This window comes from Streptomyces sp. NPDC048191 (assembly GCF_040652655.1).
Classification (GTDB): Bacteria; Actinomycetota; Actinomycetes; order Streptomycetales; family Streptomycetaceae; genus Streptomyces.
Map to the genome: position 1 here is coordinate 1 of NZ_JBEZMO010000002.1, position 17,909 is coordinate 17,909.

The following is a 17,909-nucleotide window of genomic DNA, read 5'->3' on the forward strand; positions in this document are numbered from 1 at the left end:
GCTGTTGAGTTCTCAAGGAACGGTCGCTTCCTTTGTACTCACCCTCTCGGGCTTTCCTCCGGGCTTCCCTTCGGTGTTTCCGACTCTATCAGATCCTTTCGGCGTCCGATTCCCGGTCGGCGGGATTGTCTCGGGGTTTTCGGCTTTCGCCGTCCGCCCTTTCGACATTCACTACGTTAGCTCATTTCCTCGGCGACTCATAATCGAGTCTCGCGAGTTCGAATTCGGGCACGCGAGCGCGCCAGAAGCGACCCCGCTGAGGGGCTCTAGCTAGGTAGTGGGTTGGCCGCTCCGGCTGCAGGCGATCGCCGTACCCGGTTCAGCGGCTCGGGATACATTACGCACCTTCGTGGGACGCGTCAACTTCGGCGGCGCCTCGGCACATGGGCCCGATAGGGGCTCACCGTCGGGTCGCCCGCCACCCAGTAACGCCAGGGATGGATGTCGCCGTCGCCGCCCTCGCCGGCGACTCCGGTGCGGGGGCCGCTTCGTACCAGGTCACGGGCTACCGGCGTCCCGGTCAGCATCCGCAGCGGGGTCTCGCCGGGGGTGCACGCGTCAGTGCCGTCCAGGGCTCGGTCGACTTCCAGGGCCGTCGCCAGCCGGGCCGGGCCTTTGGCCAGTTCCTTGTCGTTTCGGGCCGAAAGCCGCCGTTTGCGGGCCAGTTCCGTGCCCTCGACGACCTCGCCCGCGCGGAGCAGCACGGCGCTCGCGCGGCCCTCGGGGCCGCAGACGAGGTTCATGCAGTGCCACATGCCATAGGTGAAGTAGACGTAGACGTGTCCGGGGGGACCGAACATCACCCCGTTGCGGGCGGTGGGGCCACGGTAGGCGTGTGAGCCGGGGTCGTTCGGGCCGTCGTACGCCTCGACCTCCGTGAGGCGGACGGCGATCGGGCCGTCGGGGGTCGTACGGACCAGGATGCGGCCGAGCAGGTCCGGCGCCACCTCCAGAACCGGGCGGTCGAAGAACGCTCTGGGCAGTGGCGTACGGTCCGGGGGCGCGATCATGGCGTCCGAGGGTAGTGCAGACGGGGCACCGCCCCTGCGGAACCGCTCGGGAGCGGATCGCGTTTGTAGGGGTCGAGGGTCCTTCGTAAAGGGAGAGTCAATGGCGTTCAAGAAGCTGCTCGCGAGCCTCGGGGCCGGTGGGGCGTCGGTCGAGACGGTGCTCACCGAGGTCAATGTCGTGCCGGGCGGTGTCGTCCAGGGTGAGGTGCGGATCCAGGGCGGGTCCGTGAACCAGGAGATCGAGGGTCTGTCCGTCGGTCTGCAGGCCAAGGTCGAGGTGGAGCGCGACGACCAGGAGTACAAGCAGGACATCGAGTTCACGAAGGTGCGGCTCGGTGGTGCCTTCGAGCTGCAGGCGGGTGCCGTGCACGCGGTGCCGTTCGGCCTGGAGATCCCCTGGGAGACGCCGGTCACGATGATCGACGGGCAGGCGCTGCGCGGGATGCACATCGGCGTGACGACCGAGCTGGCGATCGCGCGTGCCGTGGACTCCGGCGACCTGGACCCGATCAACGTCCACCCGCTGCCGGCGCAGAAGGCGGTCCTGGACGCCTTCATCCAGCTGGGCTTCCGCTTCAAGAACGCGGACATGGAGCGCGGCCACATCCGGGGGACGCGGCAGCGGCTGCCGTTCTACCAGGAGATCGAGTTCCACCCGCCGTCGCAGTACCGGGGTCTGAACCAGGTCGAGCTGAGCTTCGTGGCCGACGAGCACGCGATGGACGTCGTGCTGGAGATGGACAAGAAGCCGGGTCTGTTCAGCGAGGGTTCGGACACCTACCGGTCCTTCCAGGTGGGGCAGCACGACTGGCAGGGGACCGACTGGGCGGCATACCTGAACCAGTGGCTGTCCGAGGTCGGCAGCAGGCGCAACTGGTTCTAGGCTCGGGAACTGCTGGTTCCAGATCATCGATCAGGAGGTACCGAGGTGACCGAGCTCAAGCGGCGGCCGCTCCCCCACGACTTCCATCCGCCCGTGCCATCGTTCACGGTGACGAGCACGGACATCGAGGAGGGCGCGACGCTGGGGAGCGCCCAGGTCCATGCGGAGGGCAACACCTCTCCGCAGCTGCGCTGGGAGGGCTTCCCGCCTCAGACCAAGAGCTTCGCCGTGACCTGCTACGACCCCGACGCGCCGACCGGCAGTGGGTTCTGGCACTGGGTCCTGTTCGACATCCCGGCCTCTGTGACGGAGCTGCCGGCGGGTGCGGGCAGCGGCAAGTTCGAGGGCCTGCCCGAGGGCGCGGTGCATGTGCGCAACGACTACGGGACGAAGGACTTCGGTGGTGCCGCGCCGCCTCCCGGGGACGGTCCGCACCGGTACGTCTTCACGGTGTACGCCGTGGATCAGGAGAAGCTGGGCCCGGACTCGGACGTGTCGCCGGCCGTCGTCGGCTTCAATCTGCGGTTCCACGCGATCGCGCGTGCGCAGCTCATCGGTGAGTACGAGAACCCCGCGCGGGGCTGAGCGCAGCGCCGTGATTCAGCCAAGCGTTCATTGAACGTTTGCCCGCCTCCGGTCTTGGAAGTGATCGGAGGCGGGCATTTTTTATTGCGTTGTCCATCTCGGCGCGCCCGTCCAGAGTTGATCCAAGCCCGCCGGGGGGTGGGCAGGTGCGCACAGGAGGTGGGCTGGATGCGGGACACGCTGGTGCTGAACGCGAGCTTCGAGCCGCTGTCGACGGTGACGTTGAATCGAGCCGTCGTTCTGGTGCTCCAGGACAAGGCCGTCGTCGAGCAGGCCCATCCCGAACTGCGTATGCGCGGTGCCGATGTGGACATACCGGCGCCCCGGGTGATCAGGCTATGCAGATACGTACGGGTGCCGTTCCGAAGACAGGCTCCGTGGTCGAGGCGGGGTGTGCTGGTCAGGGACCGGCACCGGTGCGCGTACTGCGGGCGCAGGGCGACGACCGTGGACCACGTGCTGCCGCGGGCGCAGGGCGGGCAGGACACGTGGCTGAACACGGTTGCCGCGTGTGCGGAGGACAATCACCGCAAGGCCGACCGGACTCCGGCCCAGGCCGGTATGGAGCTGCTGCGGGAGCCGTTCGAGCCGACGCCGGCGGACGCGATGCTCTTGGCTCTGCGGCAGGAGGACTTCGAGGCGTTGCCGGCGTGGCTGGGGCAGAGCGCCGCATAGGGTGGTGTGAAAGGGGCTCACCTTCCTGAGGAAGGTGAGCCCCTTTGAGGTACGCCTTGAGGTACGACGCGCTTCAGTCGATGCTCGGCTTCTCGCGGCGTTCTGTGCTCGGGCCGTTGTTCTGTGCGGGGACGTTGGCGCCGCCGTTGCCCTGACCGCCGCCGCCCAGGGGGCCGAAGTTGCCCATCGCGCCGGAGAGTCCCTTGAGGGCGTCGCCGATTTCGCTGGGGACGATCCAGAGCTTGTTGGCGTCGCCCTCGGCGATCTTCGGTAGCATCTGCAGGTACTGGTAGGACAGGAGCTTCTGGTCGGGGTCGCCGGCGTGGATGGCCTCGAAGACCGTACGGACCGCCTGGGCCTCGCCCTCGGCGCGCAGGGCGGCGGCCTTGGCCTCACCCTCGGCGCGCAGGATCTGGGACTGTTTCTCGCCCTCGGCGGTGAGGATGGCGGCCTGGCGCGTGCCTTCGGCGGTGAGGATCGCGGCGCGCTTGTCCCGGTCGGCGCGCATCTGCTTCTCCATCGAGTCCTGGATGGAGGTCGGCGGTTCGATGGCCTTGAGTTCCACGCGGTTGACGCGGATGCCCCACTTGCCCGTCGCCTCGTCGAGGACACCGCGCAGGGCCGCGTTGATCTCCTCGCGGGAGGTCAGGGTGCGTTCGAGGTCCATGCCGCCGATGATGTTGCGGAGCGTGGTGACCGTGAGCTGCTCGATGGCCTGGATGTAGCTGGCGACCTCGTAGGTGGCCGCCCGCGCGTCCGTCACCTGGTAGTAGATGACCGTGTCGATGTTGACCACCAGGTTGTCCTGGGTGATCACCGGCTGCGGCGGGAAGGGTACGACCTGTTCGCGCAGGTCGATGCGGTTGCGGATGGTGTCGATGAACGGGACCACGATGTTCAGGCCCGCGTTCAGTGTGCGTGTGTAGCGGCCGAAGCGCTCGACGATGGCGGCGCTGGCCTGTGGGATGACCTGGATGGTCTTGATCAGGGCGATGAAGACCAACACCACCAGAATGATCAGGACGATGATGACCGGTTCCATCGTGTTCCCCGTACCCCTCTCCGCCTGGGCGCCTTCGGCAGATCTCGTGTCTGTAGAAGATCTTGCTGGTCGAGTCTGACAGACCATCGCCCAACTCGTGGGCATGATGCCTCAGATGACGATGGCGGTGGCTCCTTCGATGTCCACGACGTCCACCTCCTGGCCCACGTCGTAGGCGCGCCCGGTGTCGAGGGAGCGCGCGGACCACACCTCTCCGGCGAGCTTGATGCGGCCGCCGGAACCGTCGACGCGTTCCAGGACGACCGCCTGCTTGCCCTTCAAGGCGTCGACACCGGTGGCGAGTTGGGGACGCTGTCTGCCGTGCCGGGCCGCGATCGGGCGGACGACGGCGATGAGCGCCACGGAGACGACGACGAAGGTGAGGACCTGGACGACGGCGTCGAAGCCGAGTCCCGCGGCGATCGCGGCCGCGACGGCTCCGACCGCGAGCATGCCGAACTCCGGCATGGCGGTGACGACGAGCGGGATTCCGAGCGCCGCCGCGCCGACGAGCCACCACACCCATGCGTCGATGTCGTTCACACGGTCATGGTAGGGGTGGGGCCGAGCGGCGGACAGGGCGCGCAGACGGGCGCGGCGGGGTCAGGACAGGGGCAGGCCCTGGGCGGTCCAGCGGTCGCCGACCTGCTCGACGACGAGCGGCAGACCGAAGCACAGGGAGAGGTTGCGGGAGGTCAGCTCCAGCTCGATCGGGCCGGCGGCGAGGACCTTGCCCTGGCGGATCATCAGGACGTGGGTGAAGCCGGGGGCGATCTCCTCGACGTGGTGCGTGACCATGATCATCGAGGGGGCGATGGGGTCGCGGGCGAGGCGGCCGAGGCGGCGGACCAGGTCCTCGCGGCCGCCGAGGTCGAGGCCGGCGGCGGGCTCGTCGAGGAGGAGCAGCTCGGGGTCGGTCATCAGGGCGCGGGCGATGAGGGTGCGCTTGCGCTCGCCCTCGGAGAGGGTGCCGAAGCGGCGGTCGACGTAGTCGCTCATGCCGAGGCGGTCGAGGAAGGCGCGGGCGCGCTGCTCGTCGACCTCGTCGTACTCCTCCTGCCAGTGGGCGGTCATGCCGTAGGCGGCGGTGAGCACGGTCTCCAGGACGGTCTGGCGCTTGGGGAGCTTCTCGGCCAGGGCGATGCCGGCCACACCGATGCGGGGGCGCAGGTCGAAGACGTCGACCTTGCCGAGGGTATCGCCGAGAATGGTGGCGGTGCCCTTGCTGGGGAAGAGGTAGCTGGAGGCGACGTTCAGGAGGGTGGTCTTGCCGGCGCCGTTGGGGCCGAGGATGACCCACCGCTCGCCCTCCTTCACCGACCAGGAGACCTGGTCCACCAGAGCCCGGCCCTCGCGGACCACGGATACGTCCTGAAGCTCCAGAACATCGCTCATGAGCGCGTTGTCTCCCCTTGCAGTGTGGCCGGTCTCGGCTGGTCGCGTACGCCTGTGGCTCGGTCCGCCGCGCCTGCGGGCGCAGCCCTTATGAAATCTACGCCACGAGTGCCCCGCTCCATTCCCTCGGTCCGGTCCTTAGGGTGGGGGCATGCTCTCGGAACCGCGTTCAGGACGCCTTGCCGCTTGGGGAAATGCCCTTTTGGCCGGACTTGTCTCACCGGATGACGCCGCGCTCGCCATTGTGGGCGAAGACACGGTGCACCGGGTGGAGGGGCTGCCCGGGGAGTCCGCGCCGGTCGGGCTCACGCTCGCGTTCGGGCGGCTGCGGGCGCTGGGGGTGACCGGTCTGCGGGTCGCGCTGCCGGCGCCGGGGCATCCGCTGGGGCTGAGCGGGCCGCCGGAGTTCAATGCGCGGGCGCTGGAGGCCGAGGAGGCGGTGGTCTGCTTCGGTGCCGCGTTCGGTCTGGTGCCTCAGGCGTACGAGGCCGGGCCCGAGGGTGATGTACATGCCGAGGTGGTCTGGCAGGTGCTGCCGGTGCGGGAGGCGCCGCCCGCCGACGTGCCGTCGCTGGGCGAGGCCGAGCGGGAGCTGGCGGAGGCGCTGCGCGAGGCGACCGAGGTGCTGTCGAAGCTGGACGTCGCCGGGTCGGGCCCGGTGGCGGAGACGGCGATCGACGCGTACCGGGCACGGGCCGAGCGCGGCCGGGAGGTGCTGGCGCCGGGGTATCCGCCGCGTGCGGTGCGGGTGCTGGAGCTGGCGCAGCGGGTCGCCCTGCTGGTCTCGCTGGCGTACGGCAACGGGCACGGGGGTGCGGTCAGTTCCAGCGAGATGGCGGCGCGGGCGGAAGCCCTGCGGCCCGTTGAACGGACGGCCCGGCGGGCCCAGGTGGCGGCGTACAACTCCATCGTGGAGGAACGGGGGCGTGGAGCGCGCTGATCAAAGGCGCTGATGCAGGACAGGCCCCCCGGTGGGCACCGGGGGGCCTGTGGTCGCTGCGGGCCGGACCTCAGTGGTTGAGGCCGAGGTTGCCGAAGGCCGGGTTCAGCGCGCCGATGACGCTCACGCTGTTGCCGACCGCGTTCACCGGGATGTGCACCGGCACCTGAACGACATTGCCCGAGACGACGCCCGGGGAGCCGTGGGCCTCGCCGGCCGCCACGGAGCCGCCGGTCGTGGCAGAGGCCATCCCCGCGCCGGCGGCCACGATCCCGCCGGCCACCATCGCCACGGCCGCTGCCTTCTTCAGGTTCTTCACTTTCAACCCCTCCTAGGCGGTCACCGCGGCGGTTCGCCGCGGCACGCACTGAAGAACGGCGGAGATCGCCGGAGGGTGCGCCATCCGGGTGACATTCCCACGACGGTATGAATCTCGGTCCGGGCCGTAACCCTCCGTGTCGCCGTGAGTGAAGGCCGCGGCGAGGCGTTGGGGAGGGCGTTTCAGCCGGTCACGCCGTGCCGTACGGCCCACAGCGCGGCCTGGGTGCGGTCGGCGAGGTCGAGTTTCATCAGGATGTTGGAGACGTGCGTCTTGACGGTCTTCTCGGACAGGACGAGGGCGCGGGCGATCTCGCGGTTGGAGCGGCCGTCCGCGATCAGGCCGAGCACCTCGCGCTCCCGGTCGGTGAGCGAACCGCCTCTGCTCTGGCCGGAGTTGGCCTCCTCCTGGGAGAGCAGGACGCCGGCGACCTCCGGCTGGAGCAGGATGTGGCCCGCGTGCACGGAGCGGATGGCGCCGGCGAGGGCGTCGGGGTCCACGTCCTTGTAGACGTATCCGGCGGCGCCCGCGCGCAGGGCGGGCACGACCGTACGCTGCTCGGTGAAGCTGGTGACGATCAGCACGCGCGCGGGGTTGTCGAGTTCGCGGAGCCTGCGCAGGGCGTCGATGCCGTCCGTGCCCGGCATCTTGACGTCCATCAGGACGACGTCCGGCCGCAGTTCCTCGGCGCGGGCGACGCCCTCGGAGCCGTCGGCGGCCTCGCCGACGACCTCGATGTCGTCCTGCACCTCCAGGAAGGTGCGCAGTCCCCGGCGGACGACCTGGTGGTCGTCGACGAGCAGCACCTTGATCGGGTCAGCCACCGGGGACCTCCATCTCGATCGTGGTGCCCTTGCCGGGCACCGACTCCACGGTCAGCGTGCCGCCGACCCCGCTCGTGCGGTCCCGCATCGAGACCAGGCCCAGATGCCGGCCGGCCCGGCGGACGGCCTTGGGGTCAAAGCCGTCCCCGTCGTCGGTGACGCGCAGGACGGCTCCGCAGCCGCGCCGCTTCACGCTCACGTCGACGTGGGCGGCGCCGGAGTGGCGCAGCGCGTTGTGCAGGGCCTCCTGGGCGACCCGGAGCAGGGCCTCCTCCTGGGCGGCGGGCAGGGCGCGGAAGCCGTCGCTGGTGAAGGTCACGCGCGCGGAGTGGGCGCGGTCGAGGACCTGGGTCTGGGTGCGCAGGGTGGCGACCAGGCCGTCCTCGTCCAGGGCGGCGGGGCGCAGTTCCACCACGGCGGCGCGCAGTTCGTCCGCGGCCTCGGCGGCGAGCGCGGCGACCTGGTGCAGTTCGCCCTTGGCGCGGGCGGGGTCGCGGTCGACGAGGGCGGCCGCGGCCTGGGCGGTCAGGCGCAGCGAGAAGAGCTTCTGGCTGACCGCGTCGTGGAGTTCGTGGGCGAGGCGGGAGCGTTCCTCGGCGATGGTGAGTTCGCGGCTGCGCTCGTAGAGCCGGGCGTTGGTGAGGGCGATGGCGGCGTGCTGGGCGAGGATGGCGAGCAGGTCCTCGTCCTCCTCGGTGAACCCGCAACTCCCCTCTGGTTTCGGGCAGTTCTTGTTGGCCAGGAACAGGGCGCCGATGACCTCGTCGCCGTCGCGGATGGGCAGGCCGAGGAAGTCGGCCAGCTCCGGGTGCGCGGCCGGCCAGCCCTCGAAGCGGGGGTCCTTGCGCACGTCGGCGAGGCGTTCGGGGCGGGCCTCGTGCAGCATCGCGGCGAGGATGCCGTGCTGGCGGGGCAGCGGTCCGATGGCCTTCCACTGGGCGTCGCTGACGCCGTCGACGACGAACTGGGCGAAGCCGCCGTGGTCGTCGGGGACACCGAGGGCGGCGTACTGCGCGTCGAGCAGCTCGCGGGCGGAGGCGACGATGGTCTTGAGGACGTCGCGCACCTCCAGGTGCCTGCTCATGGCCAGCAGCGCGGAACTGATCGCGGCGAGGCCGGACCGGGGGCCTTGACTCATGTCCTCACGGTACCGGCGGGGTATGACAAGCGGATCGGACCCGCGGCGAAGGGGCCCGGTCCGCTGGTCCTAGGGCGGCCGGTGTAGGTCCCCCGGCCGGGGCGTGCGGTGTACGCCGAAGGGCCCCTCTCCTTTGCGGCCCGCGGCCGAGGCGGCCGGTCCGGTGCCGTTCCTACGGTGACGTCACCGCCCGACGGACGGCGGTGATCCACGTGGGGAAGGCGAGGGGACGGTGGTCATGCCGGTAGCGATCATCACGGGGGCCTCGAAGGGCCTGGGGCGGGCGCTCGCCGGGGCGCTGGCCGCGCGCGGCTGGGACCTGGTGCTGGACGCCCGCGGTGCGGGGGCCCTCGAGGAGGCGGCGGAGAGCGTCGCCGGGTACGGCACACGCGTGGAGGCGCCGGCCGGCGATGTGACGGACGCCGGGCACCGGGCGGCGCTGGTGGCGACCGCGCGGCGGCTGGGCGGTCTCGATCTGCTGGTGAGCAATGCGAGCGTGCTGGGGGCCGAGCCGTTGGTACGGCTGGCCGAGCTGCCGCTGGAGGGGTTGCGGCGGGCGCTGGAGGTGAACGTGGTGGCCGCGCTGGGCCTGGTCCGTGAGGCGCTGCCGCTGCTGCGGGAGTCGCCGGCCGGCACGGTGATCACGGTCAGCTCGGACGCGGCGGCCGAGGCGTACGGGACGTGGGGCGGCTACGGCGCCTCGAAGGCGGCCCTGGACCAGCTCGCGGCGGTGCTGGGCGTGGAGGAGCCCGGCCTGCGGGTGTGGGCCGTGGATCCGGGCGACATGGCGACCGGCCTGTACGCGGCGGCCGTACCCGACGATCCCGAGCCGCGTCCGGCGCCGGACGCCGTCGTACCGGCGTTCCTGCGGCTGCTGGACGAGCGGCCGGCCAGCGGGCGGTACGCGGCGCCGGCCCTGCTGGAGGAGCTGTGACCCCAGCGGTACGGGTTCCGGAGGAGCTCTCCGCGCGCGTGCCCGCCGAGCAGCGCGGTCCGGGCCTGGGCCGGGACGCCGTACGGCTGCTGGTGTCGCGTGGGACACGGGTGACACATCACGGGTTCCCGGAGCTGCCGCGGCTGCTGCGGGCCGGGGACCTGCTGGTGGTGAACACCTCGCCGACGCTGGCCGCCGCGGTGGACGGACGGGTCGGGCACGCGCGCGTGGTGGTGCACTTCTCCACGCTCGGGGACGACGGCCGGTGGGCGGTCGAACTGCGGGAACCGGACGCGCGGGGCACCACGCGCGCGCGTACGGGCACGCGTGCGGGTATGGAGGTGGTGCTGCCGGGAGCGGAGCGGCTGGTGCTTCAGGAGCCGCTGAGCCCGGGCGGGCAGCGGCTGTGGTGGGCCCGGGCGGGCGGGGACGTCCTCGCGTTGCTGCACGCCCACGGGCGGCCCATTCGCTACTCCCATACGGAGCGGGACCAGCCGCTGCCGGTGTACCAGACGGTGTTCGCGCTGCCGTCGCCGGACGGGGCGGGCAGTGCGGAGATGCCGAGCGCGGCACGCCCCTTCACCCCGCGCCTGGTGGCGGAGCTGGTGAGCCGGGGGGTGCGGTTCGCGCCGGTCACGTTGCACACGGGGGTGTCGTCGGCGGAGGCGCACGAGCCGCCGTATCCGGAGCGCTTCGCGGTGCCGGCGGCGTCGGCGCGGCTGATCAACGCGGCGAAGGGGAATCAGAACGGACGCGAAGTGCTTGTGGAGAAGCATGGTGGGACACAGGCGGGCGGTCGTGTGATCGCGGTGGGTACGACGGCCGTGCGGGCCGTGGAGTCGGCGGCCGGACCCGACGGGGTGGTGCGGGCGGCCGGGGGCTGGACGGATCTGGTCGTGACTCCCGAGCGCGGGGTGCGGGTGGTGGACGGGCTGCTGACCGGGCTGCACGAACCCGGGGCCTCGCACCTGCTGATGCTGGAGGCGGTCGCGGGGCAGGACGCGGTCGGCCGTGCCTACGAGGAGGCGCTGCGCGGGCTCTACCTGTGGCACGAGTTCGGCGACACGCATCTCATCCTTCCGGAGTAGGCCCCTCACACAGAGCGTTGCGTTGGCAACTGTTGGTGAAACCGTTGCGTCTCCGATGTGAGCCCGCGCATAGGGCCCACATCACGTACGAGCGGGCATAGGAGATAAACCATCCCGGCATGAACGGGGCAGACGGTCCAGTCTGTCCCGTTTTGCCCTTCGGCGATCCACTACCCCGGATCGTACGTCACACCTTTGCCTGGGCATTTTGCGCCAGCTAAGAATTGCTCCCGTCGCTCAGCGCCGTGGGTTACCCGCCCCCGGCGTTCGTGCGGGAGGAGCCGATTCCCCCGGCGGACGCAGGAGCGACCTCCGCGCCAACGAAGAGGTCCATCACGCCATGCCCAAGAACATGCTCAACCGTGCTCATAGTCGTCTGACCAAGCAGCACAAGATCGCCCTCGCCGGTGTCGCTGCCCTCGGCACCGCCGCCCTGGTCGTCTCGGCCGTCCCGAGCAGCGCCGACACCGTCACCACCGGCGCCCCGGCCACCACCGACCAGGTCGCCGCCGGCAAGACGCTGAAGAACGTCAAGGGCACGGTCACCGACCAGCTCGCCGACCAGAGCGTCAAGCTGGACACGTTCGCCGCGCAGAAGAAGGCCGCCGACGCCGCTGTCGCCAAGCAGCGCGCCGCCGCGGCCGCGAAGAAGGCCGCCTCCGACGCCGCCGCCAAGAAGGCCGCGCAGGACCGCGCCGCCAAGGCGGCCGCGAGCCGCTCCGCCCAGCGCCCGCGGATGGAGCTGACCGCCGCCAAGACGTACCCCAACAACCTGGACGGCTGGATCCGCCAGGCGCTGGACATCATGAAGCAGCACAACATCCCGGGCTCCTACAGCGGTGTGCACCGCAACATCATCCGGGAGTCCTCGGGCAACCCGATGGCCATCAACAACTGGGACATCAACGCCATCAACGGCATCCCGTCCAAGGGCCTGCTGCAGGTGATCCAGCCCACCTTCAACGCGTACCACGTGCCCGGTACGTCGTGGAACATCTACGACCCGGTCGCCAACATCACCGCCGCCTGCAACTACGCCGCCCACCGGTACGGCTCGATGGACAACGTCAACAGCGCGTACTGAGGCCTGGCGCGAGACCTCTGAACGACGTACGCCGAAGGGCGGCACCCCAGCACGGGGTGCCGCCCTTCGGCCTTGTCGTGGGCGCCGCTACTTGCGCATGACCTCCGGCTCGTGGCGGCGCAGGAAGCGGGCCACGAAGAAGCCGCAGACCACACCGAGCAGGACCAGGATGATCATGTCCATGCCCCAGGCGCCGGCCGTGTGGTTCCACAGCGGGTCGGTGCTGCCCGGGTCGTCGGTGTTCGGGGCGATGTTGTTGAAGTCCAGCGTGGTGCCGGCGGCGGCCACACCCCAGCGCGACGGCATCAGGTACGAGAGCTCGTTCACACCGAGCGTGCCGTGCAGGGTGAAGAGGCAGCCGGTGAAGACGACCTGGATGATCGCGAACATCACCAGCAGCGGCATGGTCTTCTCGGCGGTCTTGACCAGCGAGGAGATCACCAGGCCCACCATCATCGAGGTGAAGCCGAGGGCCATGATCGGCAGGCACAGCTCCAGCAGGGTCGAGCCGCCCAGGATCAGTCCCTGGTCGGGCAGGTCACGGCTGGAGAAGCCGATCAGGCCGACCAGCAGCCCCTGGAGCACGGTGACGGCGCCGAGCACGACCACCTTGGACATCAGGTACGCCGACCGGGACAGGCCGGTCGCCCGCTCCCGCTCGTAGATCACCCGTTCCTTGATCAGCTCACGCACGGAGTTCGCGGCGCCCGCGAAGCACGCGCCGACCGCGAGGATCAGCAGCACGGTGGTGGCGGTTCCGTTGGGGACGTGCAGGCCGGTCTGCGGGTTGATCGCCGCGTTGACCCTCAGACCGCGGTTGTGCTGGATCGGCAGGCTGACCGCGCCGAGAACCGCCGGCAGGACCACGCTCAGCAGCAGGAAGCCCCGGTCGGAGGCGATGACCGACACGTACCGGCGGATCAGGGTCAGCAGCTGCGAACCCCAGGCCTGCGGCTTGGGCGGCTTGATGGCCTGCGGCGGAGGCATGTGGTGGACCGACTGCGGGGCGACGGAGTCGACGTCCGCCGCGTACATCTGGTAGTGCTGCGAGCCCTTCCAGCGGCCCGCCCAGTCGTAGTCGCGGTAGTTCTCGAAAGCGGAGAAGACGTCGGCCCAGCTGTCGTAGCCGAAGAAGTTCAGTGCCTCCTCCGGCGGGCCGAAGTAGGCCACCGAGCCGCCCGGCGCCATCACCAGCAGCTTGTCGCACAGCGCCAGCTCGGCCACCGAGTGCGTGACCACAAGGACGGTGCGGCCGTCGTCGGCGAGGCCGCGCAGCAGCTGCATGACATCGCGGTCCATGCCCGGGTCGAGACCGGAGGTCGGCTCGTCCAGGAAGATCAGGGACGGCTTGGTCAGCAGTTCCAGGGCCACGGACACGCGCTTGCGCTGGCCGCCGGAGAGCGAGGTGACCTTCTTGTCCTTGTGGATGTCGAGCTTGAGCTCGCGCAGCACCTCCTCGATACGCGCGTCGCGCTCCTGCGCCGTGGTGTCGGCCGGGAAGCGCAGCTTGGCCGCGTACTTCAGGGCCTTCTTGACGGTCAGCTCCTTGTGCAGGATGTCGTCCTGCGGAACCAGACCGATGCGCTGGCGCAGCTCGGCGAACTGCTTGTACAGGTTGCGGTTGTCGTACAGCACCTCGCCCTGGTTCGCCGGCCGGTAGCCGGTGAGCGCCTTGAGCAGGGTCGACTTGCCGGAGCCCGACGGGCCGATCACGGCGATCAGCGACTTCTCCGGGACACCGAAGGAGACGTCCTTCAGGATCTGCTTGCCGCCGTCGACCGTGACGGTCAGATGGCGCGCGGAGAAGGAGACCTCACCGGTGTCGACGAACTCCTCGAGCCGGTCGCCGACGATCCGGAAGGTGGAGTGGCCGACGCCGACGATGTCGGCCGGGCCCAGCTGCACCGAGCCGCCCTTGGGGATCGGCTGGCCGTTGACGTAGGTGCCGTTGTGCGAGCCGAGGTCGCGGATCTCCAGGCGGCCGTCGGGTGTGGCGTGGAACTCGGCGTGGTGCCGGGAGACCTGCAGGTCGGAGACGACCAGCTCGTTCTCCAGGGCACGGCCGATGCGCATCACCCGGCCGACGGCGAACTGGTGGAAGGTGGTCGGGCTGCGGTCGCCGTGGACCGGCGGCGCCCCCGCGCCACCACCGGCCGCCTTCTGTACGTACTGCTCGGCGGGTGCCGCCTGCTGCTGCGGAAACGCCGGCGCCTGCTGCTGCCAGCCCTGCTGCGGGGCCTGCGGCTGCGCGGGCGCCTGGTGCGGTACGGCCTGCTGCGGAGCCGGGGCCTGCGGCTGCGCGGGCGCCTGCTGCGCGGCCGGCTGGGCCCAGCCGGGCGCGCCGGCACCCTGCGCGGCGTACGGCGCCGACTGTTGCTCGCCGACCGCGGCCCCGGAGAGGTTCAGCCGCGGTCCGTCGGTCGCGTTGCCGAGGTGCAGCGACGCGCCCGGCGCGATCTCCACCTGCTGGATCCGCCGACCCTGCACGAATGTGCCGTTGGTGCTGCCATGGTCCTCGATGACCCAACTGCGGCCGTTGAAGCTGACCGTGGCGTGCCGCCAGGACACCCTGGCGTCGTCGAAGACGATGTCACCCTGCGGATCGCGGCCGAGGGTGTAGGGCCTGGACGGGTCGAGCGTCCAGGTCCGTCCGTTTGATTCCAGTACGAGTTCCGGCACTCCATGCCCCACTGAGTTGTCCCCCGAATTTCCCCCATCGCAGGGAGTCTAGGGATGTCGAACATCGTGGGGAACTATTTCAGGCTCGGCCCTCTGACCGAAACCCGGGCCTTGTCACGGGCGCGTCCGCGCGCTTCAACTCTCCGCGCCGGCAGGGTTGAAACCGGTCCGGAGAGTGGTAATCCCGGCGACAGGGACAAGCACCTGTGGCCGCACACCGCCATCGACATCAGGCCACTCGGGGGGCTCGTCGACGTCCCGCTACGATCCTTGCGGCCGGCCGGAGTTGCCGTCCCACCCCCGAACTCCTCTCCCGGCAGGGGGCGCGCAGCGGTTCTCGTCGTACGGTCGCTGCGTCTACGGTGTGGGGACCGTGCGCCGAGTACGCCGTACCGGCCGCCGTGTGCCGGAGGACCTCCCGTGCCGGAGGACCTCCCGTGCCGGAGGACCTCCCCACAGCCGACGGGGCCAGGAGAGTGGCGGTCGCGGGGACGGCGTGTGTGACGCCCCGCCCGGCATCCGGCCGCTCCGCCCCGCATCCCCACCGCCCGGCTTCCGCCCCACCCGCCCCCGCATCCCCACCACCCGGTCCGGTGATCGCACGCCAGGGCTGGACGGCACGGCACGGCGCCGCCGGCTCCCCCGCTCCCGCCGGCCACGGGTACCGGCAGGAGGCCCGAAGCCTCGCCGGTGCGGTCTCGGACTGCTCGGTGGGGCATCTCGTGGCACAGTCGTGGTGAGGGCCGGGTCGCCGCGTGGGAGCGGGGGCACGGTGTCTCCCAGTGGCAAGATCCCTGACACCGGCGCGACATCCATTGTTCCGTGTCCGTCAGGCGGACCTCGGCGACGGACGGCACTGGGTGCCGGATACGGTGGTGACACCATGAGCGCTTCGCAGACCTCCGCCGCACAGACCCCCGAGGTCCCCACCCTCCTTGTCAAGATCTTCGGCAGGGACAGGCCGGGCATCACGGCGGGCCTCTTCGACACCCTCGCCGCCTACCTCGTCGACGTGGTCGACATCGAGCAGGTCGTCACGCGGGGCCGCCTGGTGCTGTGCGCGCTGGTCACCCAGCCGCCGGCCGGCCTGGAGGGCGACCTCAGGGCCACCGTGCACAGCTGGGCCGAGTCGATGAAGATGCAGGCGGAGATCATCTCGGGGCACGGCGACAACCAGCCGCGCGGCCTCGGGCGTTCGCTGGTGACCGTCCTCGGCCATCCGCTGACCGCCGAGTCGACGGCCGCCATCGCCGACCGGATCGCGAAGGCCGGCGGCAACATCGACCGTATCTTCCGCCTCGCCAAATACCCCGTGACGGCCGTGGAGTTCGCCGTCTCCGGTGTGGAGACCGAGCCGCTGCGCACGGCCCTGGCGACGGACGCGGCGGCACTCGGTGTCGACGTGGCCGTGGTGTCGGCGGGGCTGCACCGGCGCGCGCAGCGGCTCGTGGTGATGGACGTGGACTCGACCCTGATCCAGGACGAGGTCATCGAGCTGTTCGCGGCACACGCCGGCTGCGAGGACGAGGTCGCCGAGGTGACGGCGGCGGCGATGCGCGGGGAGCTGGACTTCGCGCAGTCGCTGCACGCGCGCGTGGCGCTGCTCAAGGGACTGGACGCCTCCGTGGTGGAGAAGGTGCGCAACGAGGTCCGGCTGACGCCGGGCGCGCGCACCCTGATCCGCACGCTCAAGCGGCTCGGCTACCAAGTCGGTGTCGTCTCCGGTGGCTTCACCCAGGTCACGGACGATCTGAAGGAACGGTTGGGCCTGGACTTCGCGCAGGCCAACACGCTGGAGATCGTCGACGGCAAGCTGACCGGCCGGGTCACCGGCGAGATCGTGGACCGCGCGGGCAAGGCGCGGCTGCTGCGCCGGTTCGCCGCGGAGGCCGGGGTGCCGCTGTCGCAGACGGTGGCGATCGGTGACGGCGCCAATGACCTGGACATGCTGAACGCGGCCGGTCTGGGCGTCGCCTTCAACGCCAAGCCGGTGGTCCGCGAGGCCGCGCACACGGCGGTGAACTTCCCCTTCCTCGACACGGTCCTGTATCTGCTGGGCGTCACCCGCGAAGAGGTCGAGACGGCCGACACCCACGACGAGCGCTGAGCCGGCCCCCGCGAGCCGGACGGGCGAGGGCCCGGCACCGCACCGGTGCCGGGCCCTCGACGTACACGGGTGAGGTCACTCGGTGGGCGCCCAGTAGTCCGTGAGCGTGGCCACGCCCGGTTCCAGGCTCTTCCAGGGGCCGTCGAAGGACAGCAGCGCGAAGCCGGCCGCGGGGAAGCCGCGGCGGTTCATCCGCTCGCGGGCGTCGCCCTCGGCCGCGCCGGACAGGATGTCGGCCAGGCCGTGGACGCCCGGGTTGTGGCCGATCAGGATCACGTTCCGCACCTCGTCCGGGATCTCGTTGAGCACGGCGATCAGCTCGCCGGGCGAGGCGTCGTAGACCCGCTCCTCGTACACGGTCCTGGGACGGTGCGCCAGCTCGTGGACGGCGAGCTTCCAGGTCTCGCGGGTCCGCGTGGCGGTGGAGCACAGGGCCAGGTCGAGGGTGATACCGGAGTCGGCCAGCTTGCGTCCGGCGACCGCGGCGTCCATGCGGCCCCGCTCGGCGAGCGGGCGCTCATGGTCGGACACCTGTGGCCAGTCGGCTTTCGCATGGCGGAAGAGGATGATCCTGCGAGGTTCTGCGGCGCTCATGAAACCCAGCTTCGCATGAAACAGGCCATGCGGCGCAGGGAGTTGACATGCGGATTCACCGGTGCACGAAGACTCCGGGTCAGCGCGCGAGGAGCTGCTGGGCGCGCTCGAAGAGGTGCGTGATCGCCGGGTCGCCGCTCGCCGCGTGGGCGTCCGACGGGTTCAGTATCAGCGCGAGCAGCGCGACGAAGGCGAGCGCGGGCAGGGCGAGCGCCCACCAGGGCAGCCGCATGTCGACGCCGCCCGTGGTCGCCGGGTGGGGCCGGGAGTGGGTGCGGGCCGACATGATCGCCTCCGTGGGTCTTCGAGCGGGTGAGTGACCCTGTCGTGCGGTCACATCTCGAAGCTACGGAATCCGGGGCCGCCAACCCATCCGGACTTCCACCCAGTTGACCCTGACCCTTACCCCCTAGGGGATGGTGGGGCCAGCCCCACCATCCGCCGGTGCCGGGATGCGGCCGTCAGGGGGAGGCGAGGGTCGCGATGACGGCGATGATCACGAAGATGGCGAGGAACGCGCCGAAGACGAGCAGCATCTTCTTCTGGCCGTTCTGCGGGTTCGGGTCGAGCACAGGCTGCATGCGCCCAGTCTCGCACCCTTCCCCCGGGCCG

At 70.7% G+C, this 17,909-nt stretch carries 19 protein-coding genes; 8 read left to right on the forward strand and 11 right to left on the reverse strand.

Annotation, left to right across the window (positions count from 1 at the left end; genetic code table 11):
* Window positions 1-359: 359 nt before the first annotated feature.
* Complete coding sequence (locus AB0D93_RS02965) at window positions 360-1,010, reverse strand: DNA-3-methyladenine glycosylase (protein ID WP_362111905.1); 651 nt, start codon at window positions 1,008-1,010, stop codon at window positions 360-362.
* Between the two features lie 100 nt (window positions 1,011-1,110).
* On the opposite strand from AB0D93_RS02965, the gene AB0D93_RS02970 reads away from it, so the two are divergent.
* From AB0D93_RS02970 to AB0D93_RS02980, 3 genes are all read left to right on the forward strand, one after another.
* A complete protein-coding gene (locus AB0D93_RS02970) occupies window positions 1,111-1,893 on the forward strand; it encodes a sporulation protein (protein ID WP_362111908.1) in 783 nt (260 codons plus the stop codon).
* A 45-nt stretch (window positions 1,894-1,938) separates the two neighbouring features.
* Window positions 1,939-2,478, forward strand: coding sequence for a YbhB/YbcL family Raf kinase inhibitor-like protein (locus AB0D93_RS02975; RefSeq protein ID WP_362111910.1), 540 nt, complete (start codon window positions 1,939-1,941; stop codon window positions 2,476-2,478).
* A 168-nt stretch (window positions 2,479-2,646) separates the two neighbouring features.
* Window positions 2,647-3,153, forward strand: a complete 507-nt coding sequence (locus AB0D93_RS02980; RefSeq protein WP_362111913.1) for an HNH endonuclease — start codon at window positions 2,647-2,649, stop codon at window positions 3,151-3,153.
* A 73-nt stretch (window positions 3,154-3,226) separates the two neighbouring features.
* Here the strand turns inward: AB0D93_RS02980 and AB0D93_RS02985 are convergent, their stop codons facing one another.
* From AB0D93_RS02985 to AB0D93_RS02995, 3 genes are all read right to left on the reverse strand, one after another.
* Window positions 3,227-4,195, reverse strand: coding sequence for an SPFH domain-containing protein (locus AB0D93_RS02985; protein ID WP_362111916.1), 969 nt, complete (start codon window positions 4,193-4,195; stop codon window positions 3,227-3,229).
* Between the two features lie 111 nt (window positions 4,196-4,306).
* Window positions 4,307-4,738 carry an NfeD family protein gene (locus tag AB0D93_RS02990; RefSeq protein ID WP_362111919.1) on the reverse strand — a complete coding sequence of 144 codons (432 nt, stop codon included), beginning with the start codon at window positions 4,736-4,738 and terminating at the stop codon, window positions 4,307-4,309.
* Between the two features lie 60 nt (window positions 4,739-4,798).
* On the reverse strand, window positions 4,799-5,590 hold the full coding sequence (locus AB0D93_RS02995) for an ABC transporter ATP-binding protein (protein ID WP_362111922.1): 792 nt from the start codon (window positions 5,588-5,590) through the stop codon (window positions 4,799-4,801).
* Between the two features lie 151 nt (window positions 5,591-5,741).
* Here AB0D93_RS02995 and AB0D93_RS03000 point away from each other — a divergent pair, with 151 nt between their 5' ends.
* A complete protein-coding gene (locus AB0D93_RS03000; protein WP_362111925.1) occupies window positions 5,742-6,530 on the forward strand; it encodes a hypothetical protein in 789 nt (262 codons plus the stop codon).
* 70 nt (window positions 6,531-6,600) lie between these two features.
* On the opposite strand, the gene AB0D93_RS03005 is transcribed toward AB0D93_RS03000, so the two are convergent.
* From AB0D93_RS03005 to AB0D93_RS03015, 3 genes are all read right to left on the reverse strand, one after another.
* Window positions 6,601-6,849: a chaplin gene (locus AB0D93_RS03005; protein ID WP_362111928.1), complete on the reverse strand. Its 249-nt coding sequence runs from the start codon at window positions 6,847-6,849 to the stop codon at window positions 6,601-6,603.
* 182 nt (window positions 6,850-7,031) lie between these two features.
* Window positions 7,032-7,673, reverse strand: a complete 642-nt coding sequence (locus AB0D93_RS03010; RefSeq protein ID WP_362111931.1) for a response regulator transcription factor — start codon at window positions 7,671-7,673, stop codon at window positions 7,032-7,034.
* On the reverse strand, window positions 7,666-8,811 hold the full coding sequence (locus tag AB0D93_RS03015) for a GAF domain-containing sensor histidine kinase (RefSeq protein WP_362111934.1): 1,146 nt from the start codon (window positions 8,809-8,811) through the stop codon (window positions 7,666-7,668). Before AB0D93_RS03015 ends, AB0D93_RS03010 begins: the two co-directional genes overlap by 8 nt.
* Before the next feature lie 238 nt (window positions 8,812-9,049).
* Between AB0D93_RS03015 and AB0D93_RS03020 the strand changes: the two genes are divergently transcribed.
* The 3 genes from AB0D93_RS03020 to AB0D93_RS03030 all read left to right on the forward strand — a co-directional run bounded on the left by AB0D93_RS03020 (window position 9,050) and on the right by AB0D93_RS03030 (window position 11,917).
* Entirely contained in the window at window positions 9,050-9,745 is a 696-nt protein-coding gene (locus AB0D93_RS03020) for an SDR family oxidoreductase (RefSeq protein WP_362111937.1), read from the forward strand.
* Window positions 9,742-10,833 carry an S-adenosylmethionine:tRNA ribosyltransferase-isomerase gene (locus tag AB0D93_RS03025; RefSeq protein ID WP_362111940.1) on the forward strand — a complete coding sequence of 364 codons (1,092 nt, stop codon included), beginning with the start codon at window positions 9,742-9,744 and terminating at the stop codon, window positions 10,831-10,833. The genes AB0D93_RS03020 and AB0D93_RS03025 overlap by 4 nt, the downstream gene beginning before the upstream one ends.
* Before the next feature lie 340 nt (window positions 10,834-11,173).
* The gene (locus tag AB0D93_RS03030) at window positions 11,174-11,917 is read left to right on the forward strand and encodes a transglycosylase SLT domain-containing protein (RefSeq protein WP_362111943.1); all 744 of its coding nucleotides are present in this window, start codon (window positions 11,174-11,176) and stop codon (window positions 11,915-11,917) included.
* A gap of 87 nt (window positions 11,918-12,004) precedes the next feature.
* Here AB0D93_RS03030 and AB0D93_RS03035 read toward each other — a convergent pair whose 3' ends face one another.
* The gene (locus AB0D93_RS03035; RefSeq protein ID WP_362111946.1) at window positions 12,005-14,596 is read right to left on the reverse strand and encodes an FHA domain-containing protein; all 2,592 of its coding nucleotides are present in this window, start codon (window positions 14,594-14,596) and stop codon (window positions 12,005-12,007) included.
* 883 nt (window positions 14,597-15,479) lie between these two features.
* On the opposite strand from AB0D93_RS03035, the gene serB reads away from it, so the two are divergent.
* Entirely contained in the window at window positions 15,480-16,703 is a 1,224-nt protein-coding gene (gene serB / locus AB0D93_RS03040; RefSeq protein ID WP_362111949.1) for a phosphoserine phosphatase SerB, read from the forward strand.
* A gap of 75 nt (window positions 16,704-16,778) precedes the next feature.
* Here the strand turns inward: serB and AB0D93_RS03045 are convergent, their stop codons facing one another.
* From AB0D93_RS03045 to AB0D93_RS03055, 3 genes are all read right to left on the reverse strand, one after another.
* Complete coding sequence (locus tag AB0D93_RS03045; protein ID WP_362111952.1) at window positions 16,779-17,297, reverse strand: histidine phosphatase family protein; 519 nt, start codon at window positions 17,295-17,297, stop codon at window positions 16,779-16,781.
* A gap of 79 nt (window positions 17,298-17,376) precedes the next feature.
* On the reverse strand, window positions 17,377-17,583 hold the full coding sequence (locus AB0D93_RS03050; RefSeq protein WP_362111955.1) for a hypothetical protein: 207 nt from the start codon (window positions 17,581-17,583) through the stop codon (window positions 17,377-17,379).
* A gap of 175 nt (window positions 17,584-17,758) precedes the next feature.
* A complete protein-coding gene (locus AB0D93_RS03055; protein ID WP_362111958.1) occupies window positions 17,759-17,878 on the reverse strand; it encodes an SGM_5486 family transporter-associated protein in 120 nt (39 codons plus the stop codon).
* Window positions 17,879-17,909 lie beyond the last annotated feature (31 nt).

Excerpts from the sequence above, each read along its gene's own strand:
- AB0D93_RS02980 (WP_362111913.1), top strand. The coding sequence starts at position 2,647 with ATGCGGGACACGCTGGTGCTGAACGCGAGCTTCGAGCCGCTGTCGACG.
- AB0D93_RS02985 (WP_362111916.1), bottom strand. The coding sequence starts at position 4,195 with ATGGAACCGGTCATCATCGTCCTGATCATTCTGGTGGTGTTGGTCTTC.
- AB0D93_RS02965 (WP_362111905.1), bottom strand. The coding sequence starts at position 1,010 with ATGATCGCGCCCCCGGACCGTACGCCACTGCCCAGAGCGTTCTTCGAC.
- AB0D93_RS03015 (WP_362111934.1), bottom strand. The coding sequence starts at position 8,811 with ATGAGTCAAGGCCCCCGGTCCGGCCTCGCCGCGATCAGTTCCGCGCTG.
- AB0D93_RS03030 (WP_362111943.1), top strand. The coding sequence starts at position 11,174 with ATGCCCAAGAACATGCTCAACCGTGCTCATAGTCGTCTGACCAAGCAG.
- AB0D93_RS03020 (WP_362111937.1), top strand. The coding sequence starts at position 9,050 with ATGCCGGTAGCGATCATCACGGGGGCCTCGAAGGGCCTGGGGCGGGCG.
- AB0D93_RS03055 (WP_362111958.1), bottom strand. The coding sequence starts at position 17,878 with ATGCAGCCTGTGCTCGACCCGAACCCGCAGAACGGCCAGAAGAAGATG.
- AB0D93_RS02970 (WP_362111908.1), top strand. The coding sequence starts at position 1,111 with ATGGCGTTCAAGAAGCTGCTCGCGAGCCTCGGGGCCGGTGGGGCGTCG.
- AB0D93_RS03045 (WP_362111952.1), bottom strand. The coding sequence starts at position 17,297 with ATGAGCGCCGCAGAACCTCGCAGGATCATCCTCTTCCGCCATGCGAAA.
- AB0D93_RS03050 (WP_362111955.1), bottom strand. The coding sequence starts at position 17,583 with ATGTCGGCCCGCACCCACTCCCGGCCCCACCCGGCGACCACGGGCGGC.
- serB (WP_362111949.1), top strand. The coding sequence starts at position 15,480 with ATGAGCGCTTCGCAGACCTCCGCCGCACAGACCCCCGAGGTCCCCACC.
- AB0D93_RS03000 (WP_362111925.1), top strand. The coding sequence starts at position 5,742 with ATGCTCTCGGAACCGCGTTCAGGACGCCTTGCCGCTTGGGGAAATGCC.
- AB0D93_RS02995 (WP_362111922.1), bottom strand. The coding sequence starts at position 5,590 with ATGAGCGATGTTCTGGAGCTTCAGGACGTATCCGTGGTCCGCGAGGGC.